The organism is Ruegeria sp. BE9, from assembly GCF_056538765.1.
Genome location: NZ_JBQFTS010000002.1, coordinates 836981 through 862003, shown reverse-complemented (window position 1 = coordinate 862003; position 25023 = coordinate 836981). Strand labels below are relative to the sequence as shown.

Sequence of the window (25023 nt, the reverse complement as noted above, 5' to 3'; positions counted from 1 at the left end):
GGTTTTGATGACCTGAAAGACTTCAGCCATTTACGCCATCTTTTCATCATGGGATGTCTCCTCGGATTTATCTGAATTCCGCCACAGGATGATCTCTGCAAGGATTGAGAGGGCGATCTCATGCGGATCAATCGCGTGGATATCCAACCCGGCCGGGGACTTGAGCCGCTTGGTTTGCTGAGGGGTCAGTCCCTGCGCTTCGAGCTTGTCGCACAACACCTTGGCTTTACGGCGACTTGCCACCATGGAAACGCGGCGCGCCGAAGATCCAAGGGCGGATTTCAACGCAGCGCCGTCTCCCTTTCCCTGCGAAGCGACCACTGCAAAATCGCGTGGCTCAACTCCCAAAGCGCTTAAATCATCAGGGTCAAAGCTGATGTAGTCCACTTGGCTTTCAGTGCCTTCAGGCAAACAAACACGTAAACCCGCCAATGCCGCATGGGATGCAAGAGCATGGGCAATCGGGGATTCTCCGAAGATGATCAGGCGCGGTGCGTGCTGGTATGGCTCAATCAACAAATCAACTGTTCCTCCCGAAGGGCACCCGCTTTTGAAGGTTTGAACGCCGTCCGGGTCTGTCATTGCTACCACCTTGTCCGAGGGTTTCACGCGGATCATTTTCGGAGTTCCGGAAATCAGAGCCTCTTGCGCAGATGCACGAACAGCGCGTTGAACACACGCGCCGCCCAGATGCCCTAAAACACGCCCGTCCCGAGTGATTGCTGCCTTGCCTCCCGCTTTGGCTGAGGTTGCGTCTGCTGTGCGAAGGACCGTTGCCACGCAGAAGGCGTCACCTTGTTGGCGCAACTCCTCAATCGTGTCGAAAATGTCGAAACCTGCCATGTCGATGTCCTTTCACAGTTTTCGGAATTCGGGTTCCAGCGCCGCCAGCGCTTCGAGCGTGTTTGCCGGCAGATGCGCGTCGAGATACGGCTCAGCGGCCTGCATAGCAGCGGCGATAGGTTGGTAGTCTTTCCACCCTTTCAATGGGTTCAGCCAAACGATCCGACGTGCCTTGCGCCGGATCCGCGCAAGGGCATCTGCAAGAGCATGCGGATTTGAACTGCAATACCCGTCCGAGAGTATCAGCACGATGGTCCGTCCGTTCAGGGCACGCGCTCCATATCCATTCAGAAAACTCTCAAGGCTCCCCGATATATCAGTTCCGCCGCCAAACCCTTCGGCCATGAGCGACAACCGTCCAGCCGCACGCAGTGTGTCGTGATCACGAAGCGCATCGGTCACACGCATCAGGCGCGTGTGAAACAGATATGCGTCTGCTTCGGTTCCGCTGCCAATCAGCCCCTTCAGAAAGGCCAGAAATACGCGCGAGTAGACTGTCATCGAACCGCTTACGTCGCACAACGCCACGATCCGCATAGGACGCGGTGGTCGAGCGCGATAGTAGATATCCATTGGCTCCCCGCCCCGAGCCAAGCTGCCGCGTTGTATACGGCGCATGTCCAGTGACGTGCCTCGCTGCGCTTTCTTTCGTCTGCGCGAGCGACGGTCGCGAATAGCCCGCGCCAGCTGAGTAGCGGCCTGTTCGGCCTGCCTTAACGCCTCATCATCCATCAATTCGCGGAGGTCCCGACGCGACAGGTTGACCGTACGCGTTGCAATCAGCTGCCCGTCTTTGCCCTCGGCCTCTTCCTCGCCAGAGTCCGGCGTTACGGTTTGGTCTGAGTCAGCCTCTGCTTCTTGCGTGTACTTGTTTCCCTGCTCCCAAATCATCGGTTTAGCGGATTGTACGCGAACATGCTTGGTTTGCGCGGATCCGACGCGTTGTTTTCCAACATTGAACCAGTAGGCCTCGAACAAATCGTCGAAACGTTGCCAGTCGTCGACACTGCCCGACAGCAGGACGCATAGGGCCTGTTGCGCTTGTTTCACGTCTGTCGCTTCTATCGAAGCAAGCGCTGCCAAGGCGTCGGCAGTCTCGGCCGGTCCAACCTTCATTCCATTCATTCGAAGATGACCGATGAAACCAGACATACGTTCTGCCAGACCATCTTCGCGTGAAGGGAACCGGGTGACTTGCATCACGCCACCTTTCCGATCAGTCGATCTAAAACTTCGGGTGGTGCAGCGTCATAGTCGGCGGCGGTTTTGAGAAGGCAAACCAGCGTCGCCTGAACTTCTTCGCGGGATTGGGCCATATCGTTCACGCCGAGCCCGGACAGAGCGGCGGCCCAGTCCAGCATCTCGGCGATACCGGGGGTCTTCTCTAGATCTTCTTTGCGCAGCGCCTGAACGACGCCAATGATCTGTTTTGCCAGCAACCCTTCGATGGCGGGCATGCGCGCCTTAAGAATTGCCATCTCTGTTTCTCGAGACGGGTATCCAAGATAACTGTACAAACACCGACGACGCAGCGCATCGGACAGGTCTCGCGTTCCGTTGGCCGTTAATATCACGATAGGCCGTGATCGCGCTTTGATCGTACCAAGCTCTGGGATCGTGATTTGAAAATCCGACAAAATCTCTAACAGATAGGCTTCGAACTCCTCATCCGCCCGGTCGATTTCATCAATCAAAAGCACCGGTGGCTCGTCCTCGCTGATCGCCTCAAGCAAAGGTCGCTTCAGCAGGTAATCATCCGTAAATAGTTGCTCTTCGCTGGTGCCGCCCTTGGCTTCGCTGGCGCGAATAGCAAGCAACTGGCGTTGGTAGTTCCATTCGTAAATAGCGTGGCTTGCATCCAAACCTTCATAGCATTGAAGCCGGATCAATCGCGCGTCGCGCTGTGCCGCAACGGCTTTTGCGACTTCAGTCTTACCGACGCCAGCCGGGCCCTCTAAAAGCAGCGGCCGACCCAGCGTCTGCGCCAAGTGCAGCGCCATCGCCAATCGGTCGTCGGCGACATAGCCCACCTGTGCGAGGCCTTGCTGTATCTCATGCAAGCTCATGCCATTCTCCCGGATTGCCGCCGCGCCGGGTTTCAACGCGGCGGCCTTTCCCTTTAGCCGTGCATTCCAAGACCGTTGGCGATCTTCCAGATACGCCAGTGATCATGCGGCATGTGGCTTTGGACCAGACCAAACGGACGGAAGGCATCATGCACCGCGTTCGAGAACGCAGGGACGCCACCGACATTCGGGCTTTCGCCCACGCCTTTGGCACCGATCGGGTGGTGCGGAGACGGTGTCACCGTGTGATCGGTGGTGTAGTTGGGCGTCTCCCACGCGGTCGGCAGGAAGAAGTCCATCAACGTACCGGTCTTGACGTTGCCCATCTCATCATAGGCGATTTCCTGACCCATAGCGATGGCCAGAGCCTCGGTCACGCCACCATGGACCTGACCCTCTATGATCATTGGGTTGATCCGGGTCCCGCAATCATCCAACGCATAGAACTGACGGACGTCCCATTCGCCGGTATCCACGTCGATCTCCATGACACAGATATAGGCCCCGAACGGGTAGGTCATGTTCGGCGGGTCGTAGTAGCTGACGGCCTCCAAACCGGGTTCCAGCCCTGGGATAGCCTGGTTATAGGCGGCAAAGGCGATTTCCTTCATCGTCTTGAACCGCTCAGGCGCGCCTTTGACGGCGAAACGATCCACATCCCATTCTACGTCGTCGTCATGCACTTCCAGCAGGTAAGCCGCGATCATCTGCGCTTTGGCGCGGATTTTGCGCGCGGCCATAGCTGTTGCAGCGCCAGCAACCGGAGTGGAACGAGATCCGTAAGTCCCAAGGCCATACGGAGCGGTATCTGTGTCACCTTCCTCTAGGGTGATGTCATCGGCGGGCAGGCCGATCTCACTGGCGATGATCTGGGCAAAGGTCGTAGCATGGCCCTGACCCTGACTGATTGTTCCCAACCGCGCGATAGCAGACCCTGTCGGGTGAATGCGGATTTCGCAGCTATCAAACATTCCCAGCCCGAGGATGTCACAGTTCTTTACCGGTCCTGCCCCAACGATTTCGGTGAAATGCGTCAGGCCGATCCCCAGCAGTTTGCGGGTCTTACCAGCCTTGAAATCCTCGATCCGTTGAGCCTGTTCCGCGCGCAGACCGTCATAATCGACGGCTTTGAGCGCTTTGTCCCAAGCGGTGTGATAATCGCCCGAATCATATTCCCATCCTAGCGCTGACTGATACGGGAACTGATCAGCCTTGATGAAATTGATACGGCGCAGCTCGGCCGCATCCATGTTCAGCTTGATCGCCAGCACCTCGATCATCCGTTCGATGAAGTAGGCTGCCTCGGTCACGCGGAACGAGCAGCGATACGCCACACCTCCGGGTGCCTTGTTGGTATAGACCCCATCTACGGCCAGATAGGCGGTCGGGATATCGTACGACCCAGTACAGATGTTCATGAAGCCGGCCGGGAACTTGGTCGGGTCAGCACAAGCGTCAAATCCACCATGATCCGCAGTTGTATGACACCAGAGACCAGTGATTTTGCCGTCTTTCGTAGCGGCAATCTTGCCCTGCATCCAGTAGTCGCGCGCAAAGGCGGTGGACATCAGGTTCTCCATCCGGTTCTCGACCCATTTCACCGGCTGGCCGGTGACAATCGAGGCAACAACCGAGCAGACATAGCCCGCATAAGCACCAACTTTGTTGCCAAACCCGCCACCGATATCAGGGCTGATCACCCGAATGTTGTGCTCGGCCAGACCAGAAATCAGCGACACGACGGTGCGGATCGCGTGCGGAGCCTGGAAGGTACCGTATAGCGTCAGCTTGCCGGTCACTTTGTCCATTGAGGCAACACAACCGCAGGTCTCCAGCGGACAAGGATGGGTGCGATGGTAATAGACCATCTCTTCGGCGACCACATCGGCCTCACCCAGAACGGCCTCGGTCGCGTCCTTGTCGCCCTGTTCCCACGTGAAGATGTGATTGTGATGCTTGCGCGGCCCATGGGCTCCTTCGGTCTGACCCGCAAGGTCTTCACGCAGGACAACATCCGATTTCAGCGCCTCGAACGGGTCGGTCAGGACGGGCAATTCTTCGTACTCGACCTCGACAAGTTCCGCGGCATCCGCCGCAATGTATCGATCTTCGGCGACAACATAGGCGACTTCCTGGCCTTGGAACAGAACCTTGCCATCGGCCAGCACCATTTGCTTGTCACCTGCCAACGTCGGCATCCAATGCAGGCCCAACGGTGCCAAATCCTCGGCCGTCAGCACCGCAACAACACCGGGCACAGCCAGCGCTGCGTCCTTGTTTACACTGACAACGCGGGCATGGGCATAGGGCGAGCGGACAAATGCACCGAACAGCATGCCGTCCAGCTTGATGTCGTCGACATAGTTGCCCTTGCCTTGTGTAAAGCGCACATCCTCCACGCGTTTGCGCGAGCTTCCCATCCCTTTGAGATTGGCGGCGCGTTCTTCGGGGGTCATGGTTTGATCGTTCATTCCGCGGCCTCCTTCTGAGCGTTCAGCATGTCGGCCGAGGCCGAGATCGCCTTGACGATGTTCTGATACCCGGTGCAGCGGCACAGGTTTCCGGCCATACCAAAGCGGATTTCTTCTTCGGTCGGGTTCGGGTTTTCCTGCAACAGGCGATGCGCGCGGGTAATCATGCCCGGCGTGCAGAAGCCGCATTGCAGCCCGTGATGTTCACGGAACATCTCTTGCAGAACTCCAAGACTACCATCGTCATTGGTCAGCCCTTCGACGGTGGTGATATCGGCCCCGTTCACCTGCGCTACAAAGGTCGTGCAGGATTTGACGGACTTACCGTCGATATCCACGGTACAAGCGCCGCAATGGCTGGTTTCGCAGCCGATATGAGGGCCGGTGATTTTCAGATCTTCCCGCAGGAAGTGGATCAGCAGCGTGCGCGGCTCGGCCAGGCCTTCGACCTGTTTGCCGTTCACTGTTAGTTTTACGTGCATTTTTGACATAGTTGTTCCTCCCCTCAACTCGCGCGGCTTTGCGCACGGTCGATGGCACGGCGCAGCATCACGGCGGCCACGTGTTTTTTGAATTCGACTGGGCCGCGATTGTCGGCCACCGGGTCGATTGCCTCGAGCATCGCGGCGACGCAGCCGTCGACATCTCCTTGGGCCAAAGCAGCGCTAGCGGCCTCGGACCAAATAGGGGTGTCAGATAGGTTGGTCATCGCGACCGAAGCCGTTCCGTTGCCAATCATCACTGCGGCAGCGGCAGTGGCATAGTCGCCAATTTTACGCTTTTGCTTTTCATAAGCTTGACCGACACCTGCGCCCGGAACCGGGATCGAGATGCGGGTTAGGATTTCCTCATCCTCGCGGGCGGTAAAATATGCCGCTTCATAGAAGTCGCGTGCAGCAACGCTGCGGTTTCCATCGGGGCCGGACAGCTCGAAGGTTGCGTTCAAGCACTGCATCAGACCCGGCATGTCATTGCCAGGATCTCCATTGGCCACATTGCCACCGACAGTGCCCATGTATCGCACCTGAGGGTCGGCGATCTGGAGGGCTGCTTCGCGGATCAAAGGAATAGCCCCGGCCAGACCGTCATTCGTGATCAACTCATGCTGGGTCACCATCGCACCCAGCACTACGGTGCCAGAGCCGACCTCAATGCCCTTGAGCTCGTCAATCGCCTGAAGATCGACAAGGTGGCCCATCTCGGCCATGCGGAGCTTCATCATCGGGATCAGGCTGTGCCCGCCCGCGATGACGCGCGCTTCATCTCCATGCTCCTGTAAAATGCCAATGGCCGAAGCGATATCGCTTGGCCGGTGATACTCGAAACCGGCTGGTATCATCTTTTTCCTCCCTGGGTCCGGACGAAATGCCTTGGGGGACCTGACTTGAGGAAAAGACGCTCGGATCAGTCAATCCAGCTATGGAAAACGGAGAGCGTCACCTGTTTCACGAAATGCGAATAAGCTGCACGAGTTGCGATTAAAGGCCCAGCGCCTCTCTGATGTCATTCAGGCGGGATCGGCTGACCGGAACCTTGTTCAATGCGTCGACACCTTCAAAATAGCAGGTGCCGTTATCCTTATGACGCTCGAAGCTTGATACATGTTTCGGGTTCACCAGATAACTTCGGTGGGCCCGAAGGAAGCCATCCGATTTCAGGCGTGACTCTGCCTCGGTGATCGACCAAGGACAGAATAACTTCTCAGCCCCCATGTACAGAACGGTGTAATGCCCTTCGGCCCGGATGGCCGCGATATCACCGGATTCGCTGAAGAACGTTTGCCCTTCACGCTCGAACGGTACACCTGCCCGCATCTGAACCGGCGCGTCTCGTTCCGGCTTTGGTGCGTCGTGCTGTTTCTCGGCCTCGCCCTCAACCCCAAAAAACGTGACCCCTGTTAGCAGAAATGCACCACAGATTAGGAAAACGGCCACGGTGACACCCATGGCCAGCACTTGGTTGTTTAGTGCAGGACCCGCACCGCTGGCGTTATCGCTGGCTACAAAATCGGTCAGGCCAGTTGCTACGAAATGCATCGTGAACACCGCCAGTCCAAAGCAAACAGTACCAAGTAGAATATTACGTTGAGTTCGGTTGTCATACGCAACCCAGATCGCGAGAACCGACAACAAGACAGACGCAACTGTCGCAATAGCCACGTCCAGAACATTGTAGACGGGACGGCAAAGCTCCATCCCGGCCATTCCGACATAGTGCATAACCACGATGCCCAACCCGACAATCACGCCAGCGCCAACGATGGTTGAAAGGGTCCTGGGGCGAAAATGCAAAATCAGCAAAGCCAGACCCACCATGAGAATGGCAACAAGCGCTGAGATCAGCGTTATTAAAGCGTCGTAATAAAAGAGGATTGGCAGCTGTAGGCCCAGCATCGCCACAAAATGCATCGACCAGATACCGCCGCCCAAGATGACGGCTGCGAGCGCGACAATGAACTTCCGCTTTTGATCGTCTAGTTTAGACGCGCCATGCGTCAGGTAGAGACCGGTAAACCCGGCCATAAGCGCCACGGCCAAAGATGCCGCCACGAGCCACGCGTTATGCGAATAGTCCAACATATAGGTATACACGCCCTCCCCAGCGCGTGAACGACGTTAGCAAACTGCAATTCAAGGGACAATCTACTCTGACTTAACGTTCAGCAAACACTGAACCTGCTTACACTTTCTCAGTGGCGGAGGTATCAACTATAGCTTCAAGGGCATGACGGTCGGCGCGGAAAGCAGCGAAGGAACGGGCATCTGAAATAGTCTATAAAGTTAGCCTTTCGTGAGAACACCAAAGGACAGCCCCTCTGTTCGCAAGTTCTCGTGAAACCACCTAGCAGGAACTAGAAACCAACCTTGAAGCGCCAATGCCCAGCGCGAAAGCGTTTTGCCACCTTTGAACCAAGCCGAAGGTTTAGCTCGGATTCATTTTGAATAGACACGTGGCTGAGTTTGAAACATGACCGCTTATCATTGGTCTAAATAGTGTATCAAAGCGCCCTGCCCTTTCGTCAGTCGCCGTTCAAACTGCTTGTTATCCCTGCCTCACAAAACCGCAGTAGGTTCTGGGTCATTTCTTCGGCATCTACCTCGTCGCCAGCACCTCCAATGGCTGATATTCGCCATTGAGACGTACACAAGGCCAACATCGAAGAGACCGCAAAAACCAATGCACCGGCTACTTGAGCCGGGTCAGCTTTGGGGTACCGCGCGCAGAGTTTTTGAACAACTAGCGTCGCGACAGGATCGAAATGCGTTTTGGCCAACTCTCTCCAACGTGTGTCCGCCGATACAATTGCCACGATGCGAGCGTAGGCAAGCCATTGAGGGTCTCTGCCAAAGGCGCGGTTGACCAATGGAAGCATAAAGGCTGACACCAAATCCCCGACGCTCCAGTTTTCCTGAGCGTCAAGCAGTTGGATCGCGGCAAGGCGCTCTTCTGAGAGTTCGGAAGCACGACGCGCGACAATGCGCTCGAATAACTCTTCCTTTGGACCTCCGTGAAAGTTCACGTTGGCCTTCTGAACCTCTGCCCTTTCGGCAATGTCTCGGATCGAGGCACCCTCGAATCCCCTCTCAGCAAAAACCAGTTCGGCGGCATCCAAGATTCGCTCTCGCGCGGCGACGGATCGCTGCGACGGCGCTCTTTTTCTTTGTGTTACAGCATGTTGGGCCATTTCAAAAACCAGTTTGCCTTAATTCGAACGATCGTTCAAGATAAACGATGTCGCAGGAGGAGAGACAAATGGAACAGGGGCAGGTGGGAGTGGGCCAGCCGGTTGAGGCAAAGGCCCGCCCCGAAGAGTGTTTTGCGTTGATCGGCGCAGGACCAATGGGTCTTGCAATGGCAAAGACGCTCGTCGAGCAGGGAGTGCCATTTCAAGGATTTGAATTGGCAGATAATGTGGGTGGTCTTTGGAACATCGATGCACCTCGGTCCACGATGTACGAGACCGCCCACCTCATTTCATCCAAGGGGATGACAGAGTTCACTGATTTTCCGATGCTTGAGGATACGGCAGAATATCCATCGCATCGCGATATGAAGACCTATTTCCAGGATTTCGCGAAAGCCTTCGACCTGTATCAGCACTTTCACTTCGGCGCTGAAGTACTTAGCACAACACCGCTGGAAGACGGTGGCTGGGAAGTCATTTGGCAGGATAAGAGCGGTTCCCGGCACACCCAGAGTTTTGCGGGGGTGATGATTGCCAACGGCACGTTGTCAGAGCCCAATAGGCCTGAATTCGCGGGCGAGTTTTCAGGTGAACTCATCCACGCGTCGGAATATCGCTACCCCACTCAATTCACCGGCAAGCGCGTATTGGTAATCGGGGCCGGCAACTCGGGTTGCGACATTGCAGTCGATGCGATCCACCACGGAGAATCTTGCGACCTATCAATGCGACGCGGGTATTACTTTGTACCCAAATACGTGTTCGGTGTTCCCGCCGATACTATGGGTGGAAAAATCCGCCTGCCGATGTGGCTCAAGCGAAAGGTTGATGGGGCGATCCTGAAATGGTTCGTCGGCGACCCCCAGAAATACGGGTTCCCGAAACCGGATTATGCACTGTACGAGTCGCACCCGGTGGTGAACTCACTCATCCTGTTTCATGCTGGACATGGTGACTTGAAGGTTCGCGCTGATGTAGAACGTTTTGAGGGCAAAACAGTCCACTTCCGCGACGGCACCTCAGCTGAGTACGACATGATCCTGACGGCGACTGGATACAAGTTGCATTACCCATTCATAGACAAGAAACACTTGAACTGGCAGGGCTCTGCGCCGCACCTCTACCTTAATTGCATGCACCCTAACAGGGATGACCTATTTGTTCTTGGGATGGTCGAGGCATCTGGCTTGGGTTGGCAAGGGCGCCACGAACAGGCCGAGATGATCGCGCGCTATATTGCCGGCTTGCGGTCGGGAAACACTGCGGCGAAGGCGATCCGCGCAACTAAATCCGAAGGGTACGAGAGAGCAACTGGAGGTATGAATTACATCGACCTCCCGCGGATGGCGTACTACGTGGACAAGGCAACCTATCGGCGCGAAGTTACTGGCCAAATCGCTGCGCTCAAGGCGGCCGAAGGATGAACGGGATCGACCAAGTCGCACTCAACTTCGATGCCGGAAATCTGAGAGTTTTAAATGCTATCCTTGCGGTCGTCATGTTTTCGATCGCGCTGGATCTACGTATCGACGATTTTAGGCGCGTCATGCGTGGCCCAAAGCCTCTGATTGTTGGCCTCGTATCCCAATTCCTGGTTCTTCCAGCGCTGACTTTTCTGATGATTGTTGTGCTGCGGCCGATGCCTTCGGTTGCGATGGGCCTCATGCTTGTCGCGGCTTGCCCCGGTGGAAATATATCGAACTTTATGACGCACCGCGCGAAAGGCAACGTCGCACTTTCTGTTTCAATGACCGCATTTGCCACAGTTGCAGCCATCCTTGTCACCCCGGCAAACATCGCGTTTTGGGGAAATCTATACGGTCCAACGCGCGAGATCCTGCAGCGAACAGAAATCGATCCTGTCGCGGTTGCGATAACGGTCGGATTCATGCTGATCCTACCTCTGATACTCGGGATGGTCGTTAACGCTCGTTTCACGCCCGTCGCAGATCGCATTCGCCGCCCCATGCAGTGGCTTTCAATGGCTATTTTCATTGCGTTTATCGTGCTTGCACTTGCCGCGAACTGGGCCAACTTTCTTCAATTCGCAGGCGCAATAATCGGACTGGTTGTGCTTCACAATGCGCTGGCTTTTCTTGGAGGGTACACAACGGCCACCGTCGCCGGTCTGTCCGAACGAGATCGCCGTTCTGTCACTATTGAAACGGGCATTCAGAACTCCGGTCTTGGGCTGATCTTGATCTTCGCCTTTTTCGGAGGGCTTGGCGGAATGGCCGTTGCAGCCGCGCTTTGGGGTATCTGGCACGCCATCTCGGGCCTTGCCTTGGCGGGCTTTTTCGCCCGGCGGGAGATACCAGAATGAAACGGATTTTGATCACCGGGGCAGCCGGCGCCGTTGGCACAGCGTTGCTTCGCCGTCTGGGTCAACACTCTGACCTTGAAGTCGTCGCAACCGATATCCGCGAACCTTCGGAATTGCCTCCAAACGCGCGGTTCCAAAGAATGGATGTGACCGGAGGCGATCCACACAGTGTAATCCTGTCAGAACGCCCTGACACGGTCGTACATCTTGCGTCAATTGTTACACCGGGACCCGAGTCAACGCGGGAGATTGAATACCAAGTCGACGTCGAAGGCACCCAGAACGTTCTGGATGCGGCCATCGCTGCTGGTGTCCGACGGTTGGTCGTAACCTCATCCGGCGCCGCATATGGCTATCACGCTGACAACCCCGTGCTTTTGAGCGAAACAGATCCAATTCGCGGCAATCAGGAGTTCGCATACTCTTGGCATAAAAGGCTCGTCGAGGAGATGTTGGCAGAAGTCCGAAAAACAGCCCCGGACTTAGAGCAGGTTGTTTTGCGGGTCGGAACCGTGCTCGGCAAAAATGTCGAAAACCAGATTACGGCCTTGTTCCAAAAACCACGCTTACTGGGATTGAAGGGATCGGAGAGCCCTTTTGTATTCATATGGGATAAGGATCTGGCTGAGATACTGTTGCGCGCCTCCACGGGCGGGCCAGCTGGTATTTTCAACGTTTCTGGCGACGGTTCACTCACAGTTTCGCAAATCGCTAAGGTAATGGGCAAAAGTATTCGTTGGTTGCCACCAGCCCTAGTCAAAATAGCCCTGACCATAGCCCGACCCTTGGGGCTGACGCGATATGGCCCCGAGCAAGTGCGTTTTCTGTTGTTTAGGCCGGTGCTCGATAACACAGCACTGAAGATAAAGTTTGGCTATCAGCCCAAATACTCGAGTGCAGAAGCATTCCAACGCTGGTGGGAGAGTGCGCGATGAAAAAAACAGCCGTTATTACTGGGGGAGCTGGAGGCTTGGGTCAGGCGCTGTCAGCCGCACTGCGAGATAAGGGTTGGCATACCGCTCTTATTGACCTTCCGGGACCGCAACTTGAAGCTATCGCAAATACCGAAGACGTCAGCGTTTACGCCTGTGATCTGACTGATCCAAAGCAGTGCGCCGACACATGCGCCCTCATTTTGAGTGAAAGACCATCCATAGATATGGTCATTTACAACGCAGGTGTCTCACAAATCTCAGCATTCGCAGACAGCGATATGAGCTCGCACCGTGACCTGTTCGAAATCAACTACTTTGCAGCTGTCGAGTGCGCAAAGCACTTTCTCTTTGCAGTCAGGAAATCAAAAGGAACACACCTAGCGGTATCATCTGTCGCTGGATTTGCCCCACTTTTCCACCGGACGGCTTATGCGGCCAGCAAGCATGCGATGGAGGGGTTTTTCAAGTCACTCAGGGCTGAGGAATCCAGTCATGGTGTTCGCGTAACTATCGCGGCCCCTTCTTTTGTTGCGACGAATATCGGGCGACCCGAAACTGACAAACAGGGTTTTGTCCGCCCGGGTTCTGCGAGGGATGGGGTTGATTACATGGAGCCAGAAGAGGCTGCACAAGTAATCCTTCGCGGCTACCAAAACCAAAAGGAGTTTGTTCCTGTTGGGCGAGTTGCCAAGCTCTCTAATGTGGTGAACCGTCTGGCCCCGAAATTCTACTTCCGACAGATGATGCGCACGATTGGAAAGGGGTAGCGCTGCTGGCGGCTATATTAGTTCAGCGCCGTCTGGGTGCACAATTCTTGCGCTCAGACGGAAAGCTCGCACTTTAAAGGGCACGACCCACGTGGTCTCTCAACGCCTACTCTTAGCCCCAACTTAACTCAGGCCCTTCTGGAAGCCTCCTGCAAACTTCATCGGAAAATAGCAAGTTCCGTGTATAGTCTGCAGAAGTTTTGGAGGGGAACATGCTCCGTTTTTTTGTAATTTTGCAATTTCTATTCGCCAGCACTGCAGTCGCAGAAGACGTGCCGAGCACCCAACCGGGCAACCGAAACTATTCGCCCTACCCCGCGCAGAACTTTCCAAATCAGGTTTTCTTTGGCGATACACACCTTCACACCACCTACTCTGCCGATGCTGGTATGATTGGAAATACGCTTGGCCCGGATGAGGCGTATCGTTTTGCAAAGGGCGAGGTTGTCACGTCGAGCACAGGCGTAGAAGCGCGGTTGCGACGCCCTTTGGATTTTCTCGTAATTGCCGATCACGCCGAGAACCTTGGCCTTGCCCCCCTCTTGGTCGCTAAAGACGAAGTCCTTCTTTCTACAGAATTTGGCCAACAACTTAACGCTGCCGTCGAAGCAGGAGATCCAGCAGGCGCATGGTCTATATGGAGCCAGGCCAAGTCCAGTGGCGAAGACCCTTTAGCCGACTATCCAGAGATCTACGAAAGCGCTTGGAGTAACATCACCGAAGCAGCCGAGGCTCATAATAGGCCCGGTTTCTTTACAGCGCTGATTGGTTTTGAGTGGACGTCGAATCCCGGCCGCAACAACTTGCATCGGAATGTCATCTTTCGTGGTGGGAAAGAAGGTGCCGACAAGATCATACCGTTTTCAAACTTTGATAGCTTTGACCCAGAAGACCTATGGCAATGGATGGAGCGGGCCGAGGTAACGACTGGCCAGAAACTCTTGGCTATTCCTCACAACGGCAACCTTTCCAACGGCTTGATGTTCGACGAAGTTAGGCTTTCAGGCGAGCCATACGATGTTGAGTATTTCAAGCAACGCGCACGTTGGGAGCCACTTTACGAAATTACTCAGATGAAGGGCGACGGAGAAACCCATCCCATGCTTTCTCCGGACGACGCGTTTGCTGATTTTGAGACCTGGGACAAAGGTCAACTTGGACCAGAACCCAAAACGCCTGACATGCTACCGCGAGAGTATGCGCGATCTGCATTGCGAAGGGGATTGGCTTACGAAGAGAAAACAGGGATCAACCCGTTCAAATTTGGCGTGATCGGTTCAACGGACTCTCACACGTCTCTTTCAACAGTCGGAGAGGACAACTTTTTTGGCAAAGTTGCTGCAGTAGAACCAACCGCCGACCCGGTACGGTTTGAAGAGGTTGTCGGCGGCATCGGAGGGGACACCTCGGTTGCACAATATGCTTGGCAAACCTCTGCGTCCGGCCTTGCGGCCGTCTGGGCTAGAGAGAACACGCGAGAAGCCATTTGGGACGCGCTGGCGCGAAAAGAGGTTTATGCAACAACAGGGCCACGTATCCGAGTTCGAGTATTTGCTGGATATGATTTCGAAACATCTGACCTGCCACGCGGCGATTTTGACGCCTACGGTTACGAGAATGGCGTGCCAATGGGTTCTGACCTGCCATCAGATGCGGAAGGGCGTGCGCCTCGATTTGTTGTTCGGGCGTTGCGCGACCCTGACGGGGCAAATCTTGATCGCATTCAGATTATCAAAGGGTGGTTAAACGCCGACGGAACGACATCAGAACGCGTCTATGATGTGGCCTGCGGTGGACGCGAACTGATCAACCAAGTTTGCGACGGCGAAGTTGGCAATACAGTCGATAGCGCAGCAGCTTCATGGACGAACGACATCGGCCAAGCCATATTGGCAGGCTTTTGGGAAGATCCTGACTACGATCCCTCACAAAGCGCCTTTTACTATGCGCGGGTTCTGCAAATCCCCACACCGCGTTGGACAACTTATGACGCAAAAGTCTTCGGGGTTTCGATTCCGGACGGCGCGCCGCTGTCTGTTCAGGAACGCGCCTATACCTCGCCAATTTGGCATGCTCGCTCAGACTGAACTCAAAAAGCGCATTTCCGATTTTTGTGAAGCTAAGGTTCGGCCGTTTCAAAAACCCGAAGTGGAATTAGTTTCGCTCATACAACTTTGAACCTTGCAAGAAGGACACACGAAAAAGGGAGGTACCGACCATGCCAAAAGGCTATCTTATTGCGCACATCCGAGTGCAGGACAAAGAAGCTTTCGAAGAGTTCAAAACCCTTTCCGGCGCTGCAATCAAGGCGCACAGCGGAAAAGTTCTTGTCCGAAATCCCAATCCGGATCACCGAGAAGGAGCGGCCAAGGGGTTAGCCATAGTGATCGAATTTGAGTCACTTAAAGCCGCTCAGGCTTTCTATGTGTCAGAGGCTTACACACATGCCCGAGCGGTTAGAGAGAAGATTGCTGAAACCGACCTGGTTCTTGTTGAAGGGTTGTAAGATCTGCCTCTTCGTGAACAGCCTTTGGGGTTTGGCAGCATCTCAATTTCTGTTGCGACATCTCAATCTTTTAATTGGTCCACCGCAGCCTGAAATGCCGGCATCGCGTTTTCGATCATTTCGTCAGTTGCCGTGAGGCAAACTCGAAAATCCGTTGGGCGGTCGAAAACCGTTCCGGGCATCACGTAGACCCCGCTCTGTCGAAGGTTTTCAGCAAAGGCGTCGCTGTCACCCCCCGGCGCACGGCCCCACAAATAGAAGGTGCCTTCTGGCTTGGTCATCTTGTATCCCCACTGCCCCAAAGCGCCAAGCATACGCTCGCGACGGCGGGCGAGAGCCGCAATGTCGATTGAGACGTCTTCGAGGTCTTGAAGCGCATAAATCAACGGAGCATCCGGAACATTCCAGCCATCAGCCATCTGAACAGCAAACCGCAAGGTTCTAAGCTCTTCTTGCTCTGCCACAGGTAAGGTTGGAGAGATAGCAAGATACCCAAGGCGCAAACCCGGAGCGAGCAGAACTTTCCCATAAGAATACGCGATCAGCGTATGCGGATAGACGGCAGCCGGGGTGGTAAAGCCAATGCTGTCGAAACGAATGCGGCGATAAGGCTCGTCGGATAAAATCCAAATGCGGTGGCCGATTTCAGCAGACTTAGCCTCTAGCAGTTCCGCGAGCTGCTGCAGGTCTGAACGCGAATAAATGCGTCCTGTCGGATTATGCGGCGTGTTAACAACCACGATCCTTGTGCGCTGAGTAATGGCGCTTGCAATAGCCTCCAGGTCAAGATCGAAATTGTCCGGATCCAAAGGCACCTGCACCTCTTTGGCGTCGGCCGCGGCTAGCATAGCCCCATAACAGAACCACCCGGGCAAAGGGACGATGCACTCATCGCCTGGCTCAAGAAGCATCGTAAAGCACATCTTGATTGCCCCAAATCCACCTTTTGTGAGCGCAATGTCTTCGGCCTCGAACGGAAGCCCCAACTCCGTAGTTAACGCGCTTGCCAGAAACGCGCACGGGTCCGCTTCGTTGGTCTTATATGCAAACCAGTCCACTCTTTGAGGTTCAGCATGTGTTTTCAATGCACCGACGACGCCCGGCAATGGCATTTCGTGCGGGTTACCGAATGTGAAGTCCGCAACTGCGGGCGTTTCCTTCACCGCAGCATGATATGAATTAAAGAAAGCTTCGACTTTTCGTATTGAATGCGCTGCATTGCTCGCGCGTTGGGCAGTAATAGACATAAAATCCTCCCTGCGACGGTTTCAGCTGTGCGATCAGAGCAGAAACCCTGCCGAGCCGAACGGCTCTAGACGTACCAGATTTGCCGACATTTTGCAGCGGCCCGCATTCCTTAGCCGCTTAAATGCCGAGAAAACCTTGCAAAAAGAGCCTTAAAAGCTCTCGTTTACGCGTTTGCTTAGGGAATAAATACGCCCGCCCCTCCTCAACCCAAGTTCTAATGGCAAGATCGCGGCACTGATCCAATCCATAGGGTAAACTTATAATGTGGAAGGTATAATCGATTTTTCTTGAAGAACTAATCTGTCAAACTGCCGGGGCAAACGCAAATTCAATCGCCGCGATAGAATGGCGAACCCGTCATAAAACTCACCAACAGAGGAAAACAATGAAACACGCGAAATCATTTCTTGCAGCTCTGGCCGTCAGCGGACTGACCGCGACGGTTGCAGCATCGGAAACAGAGTTGACAGTGTACACCGCCGTAGAGGCGGAAGACCTGGCCCGGTACGCCGAGACGTTCAACCAAAGCAATCCTGACATCAAGATCAATTGGGTTCGCGATTCAACCGGCATCATCACAGCCAAGTTGCTGGCCGAACGGGATAACCCGCAGGCAGATGTCGTATGGGGGCTGGCGGCAACCTCTCTGTTGCTACTTAAATCCGAGGGCATGCTAGAGCCTTACGCCCCTGCGGGTGTAGAGAACCTGGATCCGAAATTCGTTGACGGTGACAATCCACCTGCGTGGGTTGGCATGGATGCTTGGGTTGCATCCGTCTGCTATAACACTGTCGAGGCCGAAAAGGCTGGGCTGACGCCACCGACATCATGGAAGGACCTCACCGATCCAATGTACAAAGATCAGGTGATCATGCCGAACCCGAACTCGTCGGGCACCGGGTTCCTTGATGTTTCTAGCTGGCTGCAGATGTTTGGTGAAGAAGGCGGCTGGGAATACATGGATGCGCTGCACGAAAACATTGCGCGCTATACCCACTCAGGTTCCAAACCCTGCAAGCTGGCCGCAGCGGGCGAAATCCCGATCGGTATCTCGTTTGCCTTCCGCGGTGCCAAGTCCAAGGCGGACGGTGCACCACTTGAGATCATCGTCCCGTCCGAAGGTGTAGGTTGGGATATGGAGGCAACCGCCATCGTCGCAGGGACGGCAAATCTGGAAGCCGCCCAGAAACTGGTTGATTTCACAGTCACTAAAGACGCCAACGAGATGTACAACACCGGCTATGCGGTTGTGGCCTATCCCGGCATCGCAAAACCGGTAGAGCACTTCCCAGAGGGCCTTTTGGATGCAATGATTGACAATGATTTTGAGTTTGCTGCCAACAATCGCGCGGCAATCCTGAAGGAATGGCAGTCTCGCTATGACGGAAAGTCGGAAGCGAAATAAACACAATTGCAGGAGAGGTGCTTTTGCCTCTCCTGCGCTCCACTTTCTATTCCCAAAAAACGTGACTTGCGCACCAGGCAATGCCCGGCCCGGATCAGCCGTGCCCGAGGTGCAGATGTGAGGACCTCTCCCGTGCTTCAGAAAACACCTCCCGGTGAACTGTATCTCAGTATCCAGAATTTGTGGAAAGCGTTCGGCAGCTTTCTTGCACTCAAGGACATAACGCTGGAAATCAACGAAGGCGAATTTGTTTGCTTTCTGGGCCCATCTGGTTGCGGAAAAACAACCCTCCTGCGCGCCATAGCCGGACTGGATTTACAGACCCAGGGCACGGTCATGCAGGACGGAAAAGACGTCTCCAACCTCCCCCCGTCCGAGCGTGATTTTGGGATCGTGTTTCAGTCTTACGCTCTGTTTCCGAACCTCACGATTGAAAAGAACATCGCCTTCGGTCTGGAAAACTCGGGCCGCAGCAAGTCTGAAATCGCTGTCCGTGTAAACGAACTGCTCAATCTGGTCGGCCTGCCGGATCAGGGTAAAAAATATCCGGCACAATTGTCGGGCGGGCAGCAACAGAGAATTGCCCTTGCTCGTGCCATTGCAACCAAACCCGGCCTGCTATTGTTAGATGAACCACTGTCTGCATTGGACGCAAAGGTACGCGTTCATTTACGACACGAAATCAAAGAGTTGCAACGCAAACTTGGCGTAACCACAGTGATGGTTACACACGACCAAGAAGAAGCTTTGGCAATGGCCGACCGGATCGTGGTCATGAACCACGGCGTGATCGAACAGGTGGGATCGCCCACCGAGATTTATCGCCATCCAAGGAACTTGTTTGTTGCCGACTTCATCGGTGAGATGAACCAACTTTCGGCCGTTGCCGGTGACCCACAGAAGCTCGAGCTTGGCGGATCGCTGTTAAAATGTACGCAGCATTCCCATCAGAAAGGAAGCCGCATCATTGCTGCCGTCCGACCTGACGATGTCATCCCGCATGGCAAAGGTGCTCGGTCGCCGGGCGCGCCTGATGTAATCACAACTCCGGAAAATGCATTCGAAGTACAAATCACCGAGATGGAGTTCCTTGGATCGTTCTGGCGGTGTCGACTGAGCAACGAGCGGTTTGGCTCTTCAGAGCTTATCGCGGACTTCTCGATCAACGCCGTAAGACGCCTTGAGTTGGAAGAAGGGCGGACGATGATGATCGAACTTCCCGAAGACCGCCTGATGGCCTTTGACGTTCCGGAGACCGAGGCATGAGCACGATTTCCACCAACACCGGCACCCTCCCCCCAGGGCCGGAAATAAAGCCCAAGCTCAGCCGTGACGACATCTTGATGCGCGGAAGCATGATGGTCATCGTGCTTTACCTGATCGTGACTCTTGCTTTGCCGCTCTACACGATGCTTTCCAAATCGTTTTCCACCTATCGGGTAGAACTGTCCCAATACGAGTTTCAGGTCAGCGATGAGGCGGGAACTTTTGATGGAACGATCCTGTCGGGTGACGAGCTAAATCAGCAAGCCCAAGTGTTCGACGATACCGATCTTGTGACCGGCTCGGACGGGCGCTTGCCCGTGACTGGGTTTTTCCCCGACTTCAGTTTCCGCAGCCCGGTTATGTACCAGATCCGGAACACATCGGATTCTGGGCGTTTCCTGGTCGGGTCGACGTTGCAGGAAGGGACTGATTGGGTCGAACTGGATTCCAACACCTTCCGACGGGTGCAACTACGCCCCGTCCAATCCAGAGGGCTGGACAACTTTGTAAACTACTTCTCTACGCCCGCGCTGTTCAATTCTATCAAGAACTCGCTTTGGATTGCAGTTGTCAGCACTATTGTAACGGTGACGTTGGCCTTTTGGTTCGCCTATGCCCTCAATCGTAGCTGCATGAGGTTCAAAGGCGTCTTTCGCCTGATCGCGATGGCCCCAATCCTAGTTCCCTCACTATTGCCGGGCATCGCACTCGTATATCTTTTCGGCAATCAGGGTATGATCAAAGAACTGTTGTTCGGTGCAAGTATCTATGGCCCGATTGGGATTGTGATAGGATCGGTCTTTTTCACCTTCCCGCACGCTTTCCTGATCATTTCGACGGCGCTCGCAATTTCGGATGCGCGACTTTACGAGGCCGCCGCAAGTCTGCGATCGACCCCGTGGCGCACCTTCTGGACGGTGACTGTTCCTGGAGCACGATACGGCCTGATCTCTGCAGCTTTTGTTGTGTTCAACCTCGTGATCACCGATTTTGGGCTTCCCAAAGTCATCGGCGGACAGTTCAACGTTCTCGCGGTCGACATCTACAAACAGGTGATCGGTCAGCAGAATTTTGAGATGGGAGCGGTGGTGTCCGTGGTACTGGTGATCCCTGCAATCCTGGCGTTTGCCATTGATCGCATGGTTCAGTCAAAACAGGTGGCGTTGTTGTCGGCGCGGTCGGTGCCGTATCAGGCAACCCCGAACCCAAAGGCAGATCGCCTGTTTCTGGTTTATTGCAGCTTGATCGGCCTATTCATCGTCGGGCTTCTGGCCGTGTGCCAGTTTGCAGCTCTGATCAAGTTCTGGCCATACGATCTAAGCCTGAGCCTGAGGAACTATCAGTTCGACAAGATGGATGGCGGCGGCTGGGGATCATACTTCAATTCGATACGTCTGGCCCTGCTGACCGCTGTGATCGGCACTACTGTTGTGTTCTTTGGCGCCTATCTGGTTGAGAAGTCCAAAGGCTTCCGCACTGGCAGATCGATTTTTCAGATGTTCGCGATGTTGCCGATGGCAATTCCCGGCATGGTGCTGGGCTTGTCCTACATCTTCTTTTTCAACAACCCCTCAAACCCGTTGAACGGTATCTACGGCACTATGGCGATTTTGGTGATCTGCACGGTCACACACTTTTACACCGTATCGCACCTGACGGCGGTGACCGCCCTAAAGCAAATGGATCGTGAATTTGAGTCAGTATCAGCGTCGCTCAAACAGCCGACTATGAAGCTGTTTGCTCGGGTAACGGTTCCGGTCTGCCTGCCGGCGGTTCTAGACATATCGATCTATCTGTTCGTCAACGCAATGACGACCGTTTCAGCAGTGGTATTCCTGTATTCTCCCAAAACCACGCTCGCGTCTATCGCGGTGCTCAATATGGACGATGCCGGAGATATCGCACCCGCTGCGGCTATGGGCATGATGATCTTTTACACAAATGCCGCCGCCCGGATCATTCACCTGATTGCGTCCAAGGGAATTCTGAAACGCACGCAAGCCTGGCGAAGTCGCTAGCCATTGCCACCGATACCCTGCCCCGCCAATTAGCCATTGGCGGGGTTTTCTTTTAAAGTTCGATGTACAAATTCCATAAACGCGCGGATAATCTTCACCTCGCGTCGTTGCGACAGCGATATTATGCTTTCCCCCATTTGCAGGTTGATGTCCTTTAATTTGATCTGGCGTAGTCGGTCATCGTGTCCATATTCCGCCTGAGAAACAAAACCGATACCTGCACCAGACGCGACAAGTTCCCGTATGGCCTCACGCCCTTCGGCAACGATTGCCGGCTTTAACGTAACGCCGTGTTTTTTGGCCTCGTCTTCCAGTTTCTGACGCGTTTTCGATCCTGTCTCGCGGAAAATGAGCGGTAAGTTTGATAGCTCATCAAGAGAAAGGGTCGGTTTGGATGCCAAAAGAACTCCCTGCGCGGCAAAGGCTACAATCTCGGTGGATCCAAGGCTTAAAACGTCCATGTCCTTCCCTGGAGAAAGGCTGCCCACAACACCGATTTCTGCGTTGTAAGACCGGAGTTCCTCCAAAATATCTTCGGTATTTCCGGTGCGCACGGTGATTGTGACGTTCGGATTCTTTTTCTGAAAGGGCCCAAGAAATGCTGTCATGTGGTGTGCGGAATCTGCGATGATACGCAACTCTCCATCCACCACGGCCTTGGTTTCTGAAAGATAATCCTCAATCTGATCTTCAATCTCAAAATAATGCTTAGTGTATCTGTAAAGCTGTTTGCCCTCGGCGGTCAGAGTTACGCGTTTCCGCTCGCGCTGGAACAACAGCAAATCATGATCTTGCTCAAGCTTTCGCACCTGCTCGGAAATCGCCGGCTGGGTCAGAAAAAGTGCCTCTGCAGCACGCGAAAATCCGCCATGTTTTGCCACATAATGAAAGGCTTTGAGCTGGCTGTGTCGCATTGCGTATCCCCGATTCACCGTACATAGGCTGAGCTTATAATTAGATCGATAATTGCAATTTCACATATAGCTACGGTTGCTGCAATTGTGTTCTTGAAAACGCTTTTCTGGAGCATGGTAATGACGCCTTCCAACGCCAATATCGAACACCCTCGCCTCGGCGAACCATATCTTTTAACGCCCGGCCCTTTGACAACCTCCTATGCAGTAAAAGAGGCCATGCTTAGGGATTGGGGCAGTTGGGATGATGACTTTCGCAGCATGACGCGTGAGATGCGTTCAAGCCTATTGGAATTGCTTGGTGAGGGGGCCGACGAGTATGATTGCGTTCCTATGCAGGGAAGCGGATCGTTCTCTGTCGAAGCAATGCTGGCCTCATTCATTCCACGCGACGGCAAGGCGCTGGTGCTAGCTAACGGGGCATATGGTCTGCGATCAGCACAGACACTTGAGTATCTGGGACGCGAACATTTAGTTCTGGATAAAGGTGACTACCTGCCGCCGCGCGGTGCAGAGGTGGCCGAGATACTGGCCAACGATCCCGCAATCACCCATGTCGTCGCCATCCATTGCGAGACGTCCTCGGGCATATTGAACCCGGTCGAGGAGATTTCCGAGGCGGTTTATGCGGCTGGGCGCAAACTGTTGATCGACTCAATGTCAGCCTTTGGCGCGATCGAACTCAAACCCTCCGAGATCCGGTATGAAGCGATGGTGTCCTCGGCCAATAAGTGCATCGAAGGCGTGCCAGGCTTTGGCTTTATCATTGCCCGAAAAGATGAGCTCGAAGCTGCGAAGGGTAACAGTCATTCACTGTCTTTGGATGTACATGCGCAGTGGTCTCATATGGAGAAGACCGGCCAATGGCGTTTCACGCCACCGACCCATGTGGTCGCAGCATTCCTTGAAGCGCTGAGGGCGCACGAGGCCGAGGGCGGTGTTGCCGGCCGGGGCGGACGCTATACACGCAATCGAGACGTAATGGTCGAAGGTATGCGCGAACTGGGCTTTGAAACGCTGCTACAGAACCGCTGGCTGAGCCCGATCATCGTAACCTTCTTCTGCCCTGCAGACGAAAAGTTCGTCTTCTCGCGTTTCTACGAACTGATGAAGGAGAAGGGGTTTATCATTTACCCAGGTAAGCTGACGGTGGTGGACAGTTTCCGCGTCGGCTGCATTGGGCAGATGGACGAACACGTAATGCGGCAGGTCGTGACTGCTGCAAAGGATTCACTGGCCGAGATGGGAGTCGTCAGCGCGACCCCTCCGGTTCAGGCACTGAAAGAACGCGCCAAATTGGCCGCTTAATAATAGAGGACTTCCCACCATGACGTTGCACACTCCGATTACCGCGAATGAGCGTGTTTATCCCGAGCCCAAGGTTCCGGCGATTGCCATTTGTCTTGACGGTTGCGAGCCGGAATATCTTGAGGTTGCCATTGCCAAAGGGCTGATGCCGACGCTCAAGCGTATTCGTAAGACTGGCACTGACCGTCTGGCGCATTCGGTGATCCCGTCGTTCACCAACCCCAACAACCTGTCGATTGCGACGGGCCGTCCTCCAATTGTGCACGGCATCTGCGGCAATTACCTGATCGATCCGGACAGCGGCGAAGAGGTGATGATGAACGATGTGCGCTTCCTGCGCGCGCCGACGATCTTTTCGCAATTCTACGATGCCGGGTACCGCGTTGCCATGGTTACCGCCAAGGACAAGCTGCGCGCTCTACTGGGCGCCGGCCTGAAGTTTGACGAAGACCGCGCGGTTGCGTTTTCGTCCGAACGTTCGGGTGAGACCACCAAGGCCGAGCACGGCATCGATAACGCCAGCGAATGGCTCGGCATGCCAGTCCCCGAGGTTTACTCGGCTGAGCTGTCCGAATTCGTGTTCGCGGCAGGCGTCAAGCTGCTGAAAGAATTCAAGCCGGACATCATGTACCTGTCGACGACCGACTACATCCAGCACAAGTTCGCCCCGGATCAGCAGGGCGCGCTGGATTTCTATGCCATGTTCGACAAGTACCTGGCGCAGCTGGACGAGCTTGGCGCCGCCATTGTCATCACCGCCGATCACGGCATGAAGCCCAAGCACAGCGCCGACGGCACCCCGAACGTCATCTATGCGCAGGACCTGATGGACGAATGGCTGGGCAAAGACGCCGCCCGCGTCATTCTGCCGATCACTGACCCGTATGTTGTGCACCACGGAGCGCTGGGTGCGTTTGCGACTGCATACCTGCCGGAAGGTGCAGACAAGGCCGACATCATGGCCAAGCTGGACGCCATCGAGGACATGATCCTGGTGGTCGACAAGGAAGAGGCGATCAAACGTTTTGAGCTGCCCGCCGACAGGATTGGCGACATCGTCATGATCTCGGGCGAGAACATGACCATTGGTACCTCAGCTGATCGCCACGATCTGGCCGCACTGAAGGAACCGCTGCGCAGCCATGGCGGCCTGACCGAGCAGGAAGTACCCTTCATCGTCAACCGCGTCATTGATCTGGGCAACGCGCCCGAGCTACGGAACTTTGACGCGTTTTTCTACGCCACCACAGCGGCGGCTCAGTAAATGG

General features: G+C 54.8%; 21 protein-coding genes. 11 read left to right on the top strand and 10 right to left on the bottom strand.

All coding sequences use genetic code 11. The features are described 5' to 3' along the window. Positions 1–30: 30 nt before the first annotated feature. The 8 genes from ACR0EO_RS10810 to ACR0EO_RS10775 form a co-directional block, all read right to left on the bottom strand. Positions 31–843 carry an XdhC family protein gene (locus tag ACR0EO_RS10810; RefSeq protein ID WP_480689694.1) on the bottom strand — a complete coding sequence of 271 codons (813 nt, stop codon included), beginning with the start codon at positions 841–843 and terminating at the stop codon, positions 31–33. 12 nt (positions 844–855) lie between these two features. Further along, the gene (locus tag ACR0EO_RS10805; protein ID WP_480689767.1) at positions 856–2043 is read right to left on the bottom strand and encodes a vWA domain-containing protein; all 1188 of its coding nucleotides are present in this window, start codon (positions 2041–2043) and stop codon (positions 856–858) included. After that, a complete protein-coding gene (locus ACR0EO_RS10800) occupies positions 2043–2909 on the bottom strand; it encodes an AAA family ATPase (RefSeq protein WP_480689692.1) in 867 nt (288 codons plus the stop codon). The genes ACR0EO_RS10805 and ACR0EO_RS10800 overlap by 1 nt, the downstream gene beginning before the upstream one ends. 53 nt (positions 2910–2962) lie before the next feature. Beyond that, positions 2963–5380 carry an aerobic carbon-monoxide dehydrogenase large subunit gene (locus ACR0EO_RS10795; RefSeq protein WP_480689690.1) on the bottom strand — a complete coding sequence of 806 codons (2418 nt, stop codon included), beginning with the start codon at positions 5378–5380 and terminating at the stop codon, positions 2963–2965. Continuing rightward, positions 5377–5871 carry a (2Fe-2S)-binding protein gene (locus ACR0EO_RS10790; RefSeq protein WP_093963851.1) on the bottom strand — a complete coding sequence of 165 codons (495 nt, stop codon included), beginning with the start codon at positions 5869–5871 and terminating at the stop codon, positions 5377–5379. Before ACR0EO_RS10790 ends, ACR0EO_RS10795 begins: the two co-directional genes overlap by 4 nt. Positions 5872–5885: 14 nt before the next feature. Beyond that, entirely contained in the window at positions 5886–6719 is an 834-nt protein-coding gene (locus ACR0EO_RS10785) for an FAD binding domain-containing protein (protein WP_480689687.1), read from the bottom strand. 139 nt (positions 6720–6858) lie between these two features. Then, positions 6859–7959 carry an MHYT domain-containing protein gene (locus tag ACR0EO_RS10780; protein ID WP_480689765.1) on the bottom strand — a complete coding sequence of 367 codons (1101 nt, stop codon included), beginning with the start codon at positions 7957–7959 and terminating at the stop codon, positions 6859–6861. 440 nt (positions 7960–8399) lie between these two features. Next, positions 8400–8993, bottom strand: coding sequence for a TetR/AcrR family transcriptional regulator (locus tag ACR0EO_RS10775; RefSeq protein WP_480689685.1), 594 nt, complete (start codon positions 8991–8993; stop codon positions 8400–8402). Between the two features lie 140 nt (positions 8994–9133). On the opposite strand from ACR0EO_RS10775, the gene ACR0EO_RS10770 reads away from it, so the two are divergent. From ACR0EO_RS10770 to ACR0EO_RS10745, 6 genes are all read left to right on the top strand, one after another. Further along, positions 9134–10489 carry a flavin-containing monooxygenase gene (locus ACR0EO_RS10770; RefSeq protein ID WP_480689683.1) on the top strand — a complete coding sequence of 452 codons (1356 nt, stop codon included), beginning with the start codon at positions 9134–9136 and terminating at the stop codon, positions 10487–10489. Next, positions 10486–11388, top strand: a complete 903-nt coding sequence (locus ACR0EO_RS10765) for a bile acid:sodium symporter family protein (protein ID WP_480689681.1) — start codon at positions 10486–10488, stop codon at positions 11386–11388. Before ACR0EO_RS10770 ends, ACR0EO_RS10765 begins: the two co-directional genes overlap by 4 nt. Continuing rightward, positions 11385–12323 carry an SDR family oxidoreductase gene (locus ACR0EO_RS10760; protein WP_480689679.1) on the top strand — a complete coding sequence of 313 codons (939 nt, stop codon included), beginning with the start codon at positions 11385–11387 and terminating at the stop codon, positions 12321–12323. Before ACR0EO_RS10765 ends, ACR0EO_RS10760 begins: the two co-directional genes overlap by 4 nt. Next, a complete protein-coding gene (locus ACR0EO_RS10755; RefSeq protein ID WP_480689677.1) occupies positions 12320–13090 on the top strand; it encodes an SDR family NAD(P)-dependent oxidoreductase in 771 nt (256 codons plus the stop codon). The genes ACR0EO_RS10760 and ACR0EO_RS10755 overlap by 4 nt, the downstream gene beginning before the upstream one ends. A 212-nt stretch (positions 13091–13302) precedes the next feature. After that, the gene (locus tag ACR0EO_RS10750) at positions 13303–15177 is read left to right on the top strand and encodes a DUF3604 domain-containing protein (protein WP_480689675.1); all 1875 of its coding nucleotides are present in this window, start codon (positions 13303–13305) and stop codon (positions 15175–15177) included. A gap of 131 nt (positions 15178–15308) precedes the next feature. Continuing rightward, positions 15309–15596: a DUF1330 domain-containing protein gene (locus tag ACR0EO_RS10745; protein WP_480689673.1), complete on the top strand. Its 288-nt coding sequence runs from the start codon at positions 15309–15311 to the stop codon at positions 15594–15596. A gap of 62 nt (positions 15597–15658) precedes the next feature. Here ACR0EO_RS10745 and ACR0EO_RS10740 read toward each other — a convergent pair whose 3' ends face one another. After that, positions 15659–16843 carry an aminotransferase class I/II-fold pyridoxal phosphate-dependent enzyme gene (locus ACR0EO_RS10740; RefSeq protein WP_480689671.1) on the bottom strand — a complete coding sequence of 395 codons (1185 nt, stop codon included), beginning with the start codon at positions 16841–16843 and terminating at the stop codon, positions 15659–15661. A gap of 386 nt (positions 16844–17229) precedes the next feature. Between ACR0EO_RS10740 and ACR0EO_RS10735 the strand changes: the two genes are divergently transcribed. From ACR0EO_RS10735 to ACR0EO_RS10725, 3 genes are all read left to right on the top strand, one after another. Continuing rightward, positions 17230–18249 carry a putative 2-aminoethylphosphonate ABC transporter substrate-binding protein gene (locus tag ACR0EO_RS10735; RefSeq protein ID WP_480689669.1) on the top strand — a complete coding sequence of 340 codons (1020 nt, stop codon included), beginning with the start codon at positions 17230–17232 and terminating at the stop codon, positions 18247–18249. A gap of 132 nt (positions 18250–18381) precedes the next feature. Continuing rightward, a complete protein-coding gene (locus tag ACR0EO_RS10730) occupies positions 18382–19515 on the top strand; it encodes a putative 2-aminoethylphosphonate ABC transporter ATP-binding protein (RefSeq protein ID WP_480689667.1) in 1134 nt (377 codons plus the stop codon). Next, a complete protein-coding gene (locus ACR0EO_RS10725; protein WP_480689665.1) occupies positions 19512–21533 on the top strand; it encodes a putative 2-aminoethylphosphonate ABC transporter permease subunit in 2022 nt (673 codons plus the stop codon). Before ACR0EO_RS10730 ends, ACR0EO_RS10725 begins: the two co-directional genes overlap by 4 nt. Before the next feature lie 29 nt (positions 21534–21562). Here the strand turns inward: ACR0EO_RS10725 and ACR0EO_RS10720 are convergent, their stop codons facing one another. Beyond that, entirely contained in the window at positions 21563–22447 is an 885-nt protein-coding gene (locus tag ACR0EO_RS10720) for a LysR substrate-binding domain-containing protein (protein WP_480689663.1), read from the bottom strand. A 120-nt stretch (positions 22448–22567) separates the two neighbouring features. Between ACR0EO_RS10720 and ACR0EO_RS10715 the strand changes: the two genes are divergently transcribed. Both ACR0EO_RS10715 and phnA read left to right on the top strand, forming a co-directional pair. Further along, positions 22568–23755 (top strand): 2-aminoethylphosphonate--pyruvate transaminase, encoded by a 1188-nt coding sequence (locus ACR0EO_RS10715; protein ID WP_480689661.1) that lies wholly within the window; start codon positions 22568–22570, stop codon positions 23753–23755. 19 nt (positions 23756–23774) lie between these two features. After that, on the top strand, positions 23775–25019 hold the full coding sequence (phnA, locus tag ACR0EO_RS10710) for a phosphonoacetate hydrolase (RefSeq protein ID WP_480689659.1): 1245 nt from the start codon (positions 23775–23777) through the stop codon (positions 25017–25019). Positions 25020–25023: the final 4 nt, after the last annotated feature.

Bases quoted from the DNA above. Each gene is read 5' to 3' on its own strand.
- ACR0EO_RS10740 (WP_480689671.1), bottom strand. From the start codon at position 16,843: ATGTCTATTACTGCCCAACGCGCGAGCAATGCAGCGCATTCAATACGA.
- ACR0EO_RS10750 (WP_480689675.1), top strand. From the start codon at position 13,303: ATGCTCCGTTTTTTTGTAATTTTGCAATTTCTATTCGCCAGCACTGCA.
- ACR0EO_RS10800 (WP_480689692.1), bottom strand. From the start codon at position 2,909: ATGAGCTTGCATGAGATACAGCAAGGCCTCGCACAGGTGGGCTATGTC.
- ACR0EO_RS10780 (WP_480689765.1), bottom strand. From the start codon at position 7,959: ATGTTGGACTATTCGCATAACGCGTGGCTCGTGGCGGCATCTTTGGCC.
- ACR0EO_RS10725 (WP_480689665.1), top strand. From the start codon at position 19,512: ATGAGCACGATTTCCACCAACACCGGCACCCTCCCCCCAGGGCCGGAA.
- ACR0EO_RS10760 (WP_480689679.1), top strand. From the start codon at position 11,385: ATGAAACGGATTTTGATCACCGGGGCAGCCGGCGCCGTTGGCACAGCG.
- ACR0EO_RS10745 (WP_480689673.1), top strand. From the start codon at position 15,309: ATGCCAAAAGGCTATCTTATTGCGCACATCCGAGTGCAGGACAAAGAA.
- ACR0EO_RS10735 (WP_480689669.1), top strand. From the start codon at position 17,230: ATGAAACACGCGAAATCATTTCTTGCAGCTCTGGCCGTCAGCGGACTG.
- ACR0EO_RS10715 (WP_480689661.1), top strand. From the start codon at position 22,568: ATGACGCCTTCCAACGCCAATATCGAACACCCTCGCCTCGGCGAACCA.
- ACR0EO_RS10795 (WP_480689690.1), bottom strand. From the start codon at position 5,380: ATGAACGATCAAACCATGACCCCCGAAGAACGCGCCGCCAATCTCAAA.
- ACR0EO_RS10755 (WP_480689677.1), top strand. From the start codon at position 12,320: ATGAAAAAAACAGCCGTTATTACTGGGGGAGCTGGAGGCTTGGGTCAG.
- ACR0EO_RS10770 (WP_480689683.1), top strand. From the start codon at position 9,134: ATGGAACAGGGGCAGGTGGGAGTGGGCCAGCCGGTTGAGGCAAAGGCC.
- ACR0EO_RS10805 (WP_480689767.1), bottom strand. From the start codon at position 2,043: ATGCAAGTCACCCGGTTCCCTTCACGCGAAGATGGTCTGGCAGAACGT.
- ACR0EO_RS10785 (WP_480689687.1), bottom strand. From the start codon at position 6,719: ATGATACCAGCCGGTTTCGAGTATCACCGGCCAAGCGATATCGCTTCG.
- phnA (WP_480689659.1), top strand. From the start codon at position 23,775: ATGACGTTGCACACTCCGATTACCGCGAATGAGCGTGTTTATCCCGAG.
- ACR0EO_RS10810 (WP_480689694.1), bottom strand. From the start codon at position 843: ATGGCAGGTTTCGACATTTTCGACACGATTGAGGAGTTGCGCCAACAA.
- ACR0EO_RS10765 (WP_480689681.1), top strand. From the start codon at position 10,486: ATGAACGGGATCGACCAAGTCGCACTCAACTTCGATGCCGGAAATCTG.
- ACR0EO_RS10720 (WP_480689663.1), bottom strand. From the start codon at position 22,447: ATGCGACACAGCCAGCTCAAAGCCTTTCATTATGTGGCAAAACATGGC.
- ACR0EO_RS10790 (WP_093963851.1), bottom strand. From the start codon at position 5,871: ATGTCAAAAATGCACGTAAAACTAACAGTGAACGGCAAACAGGTCGAA.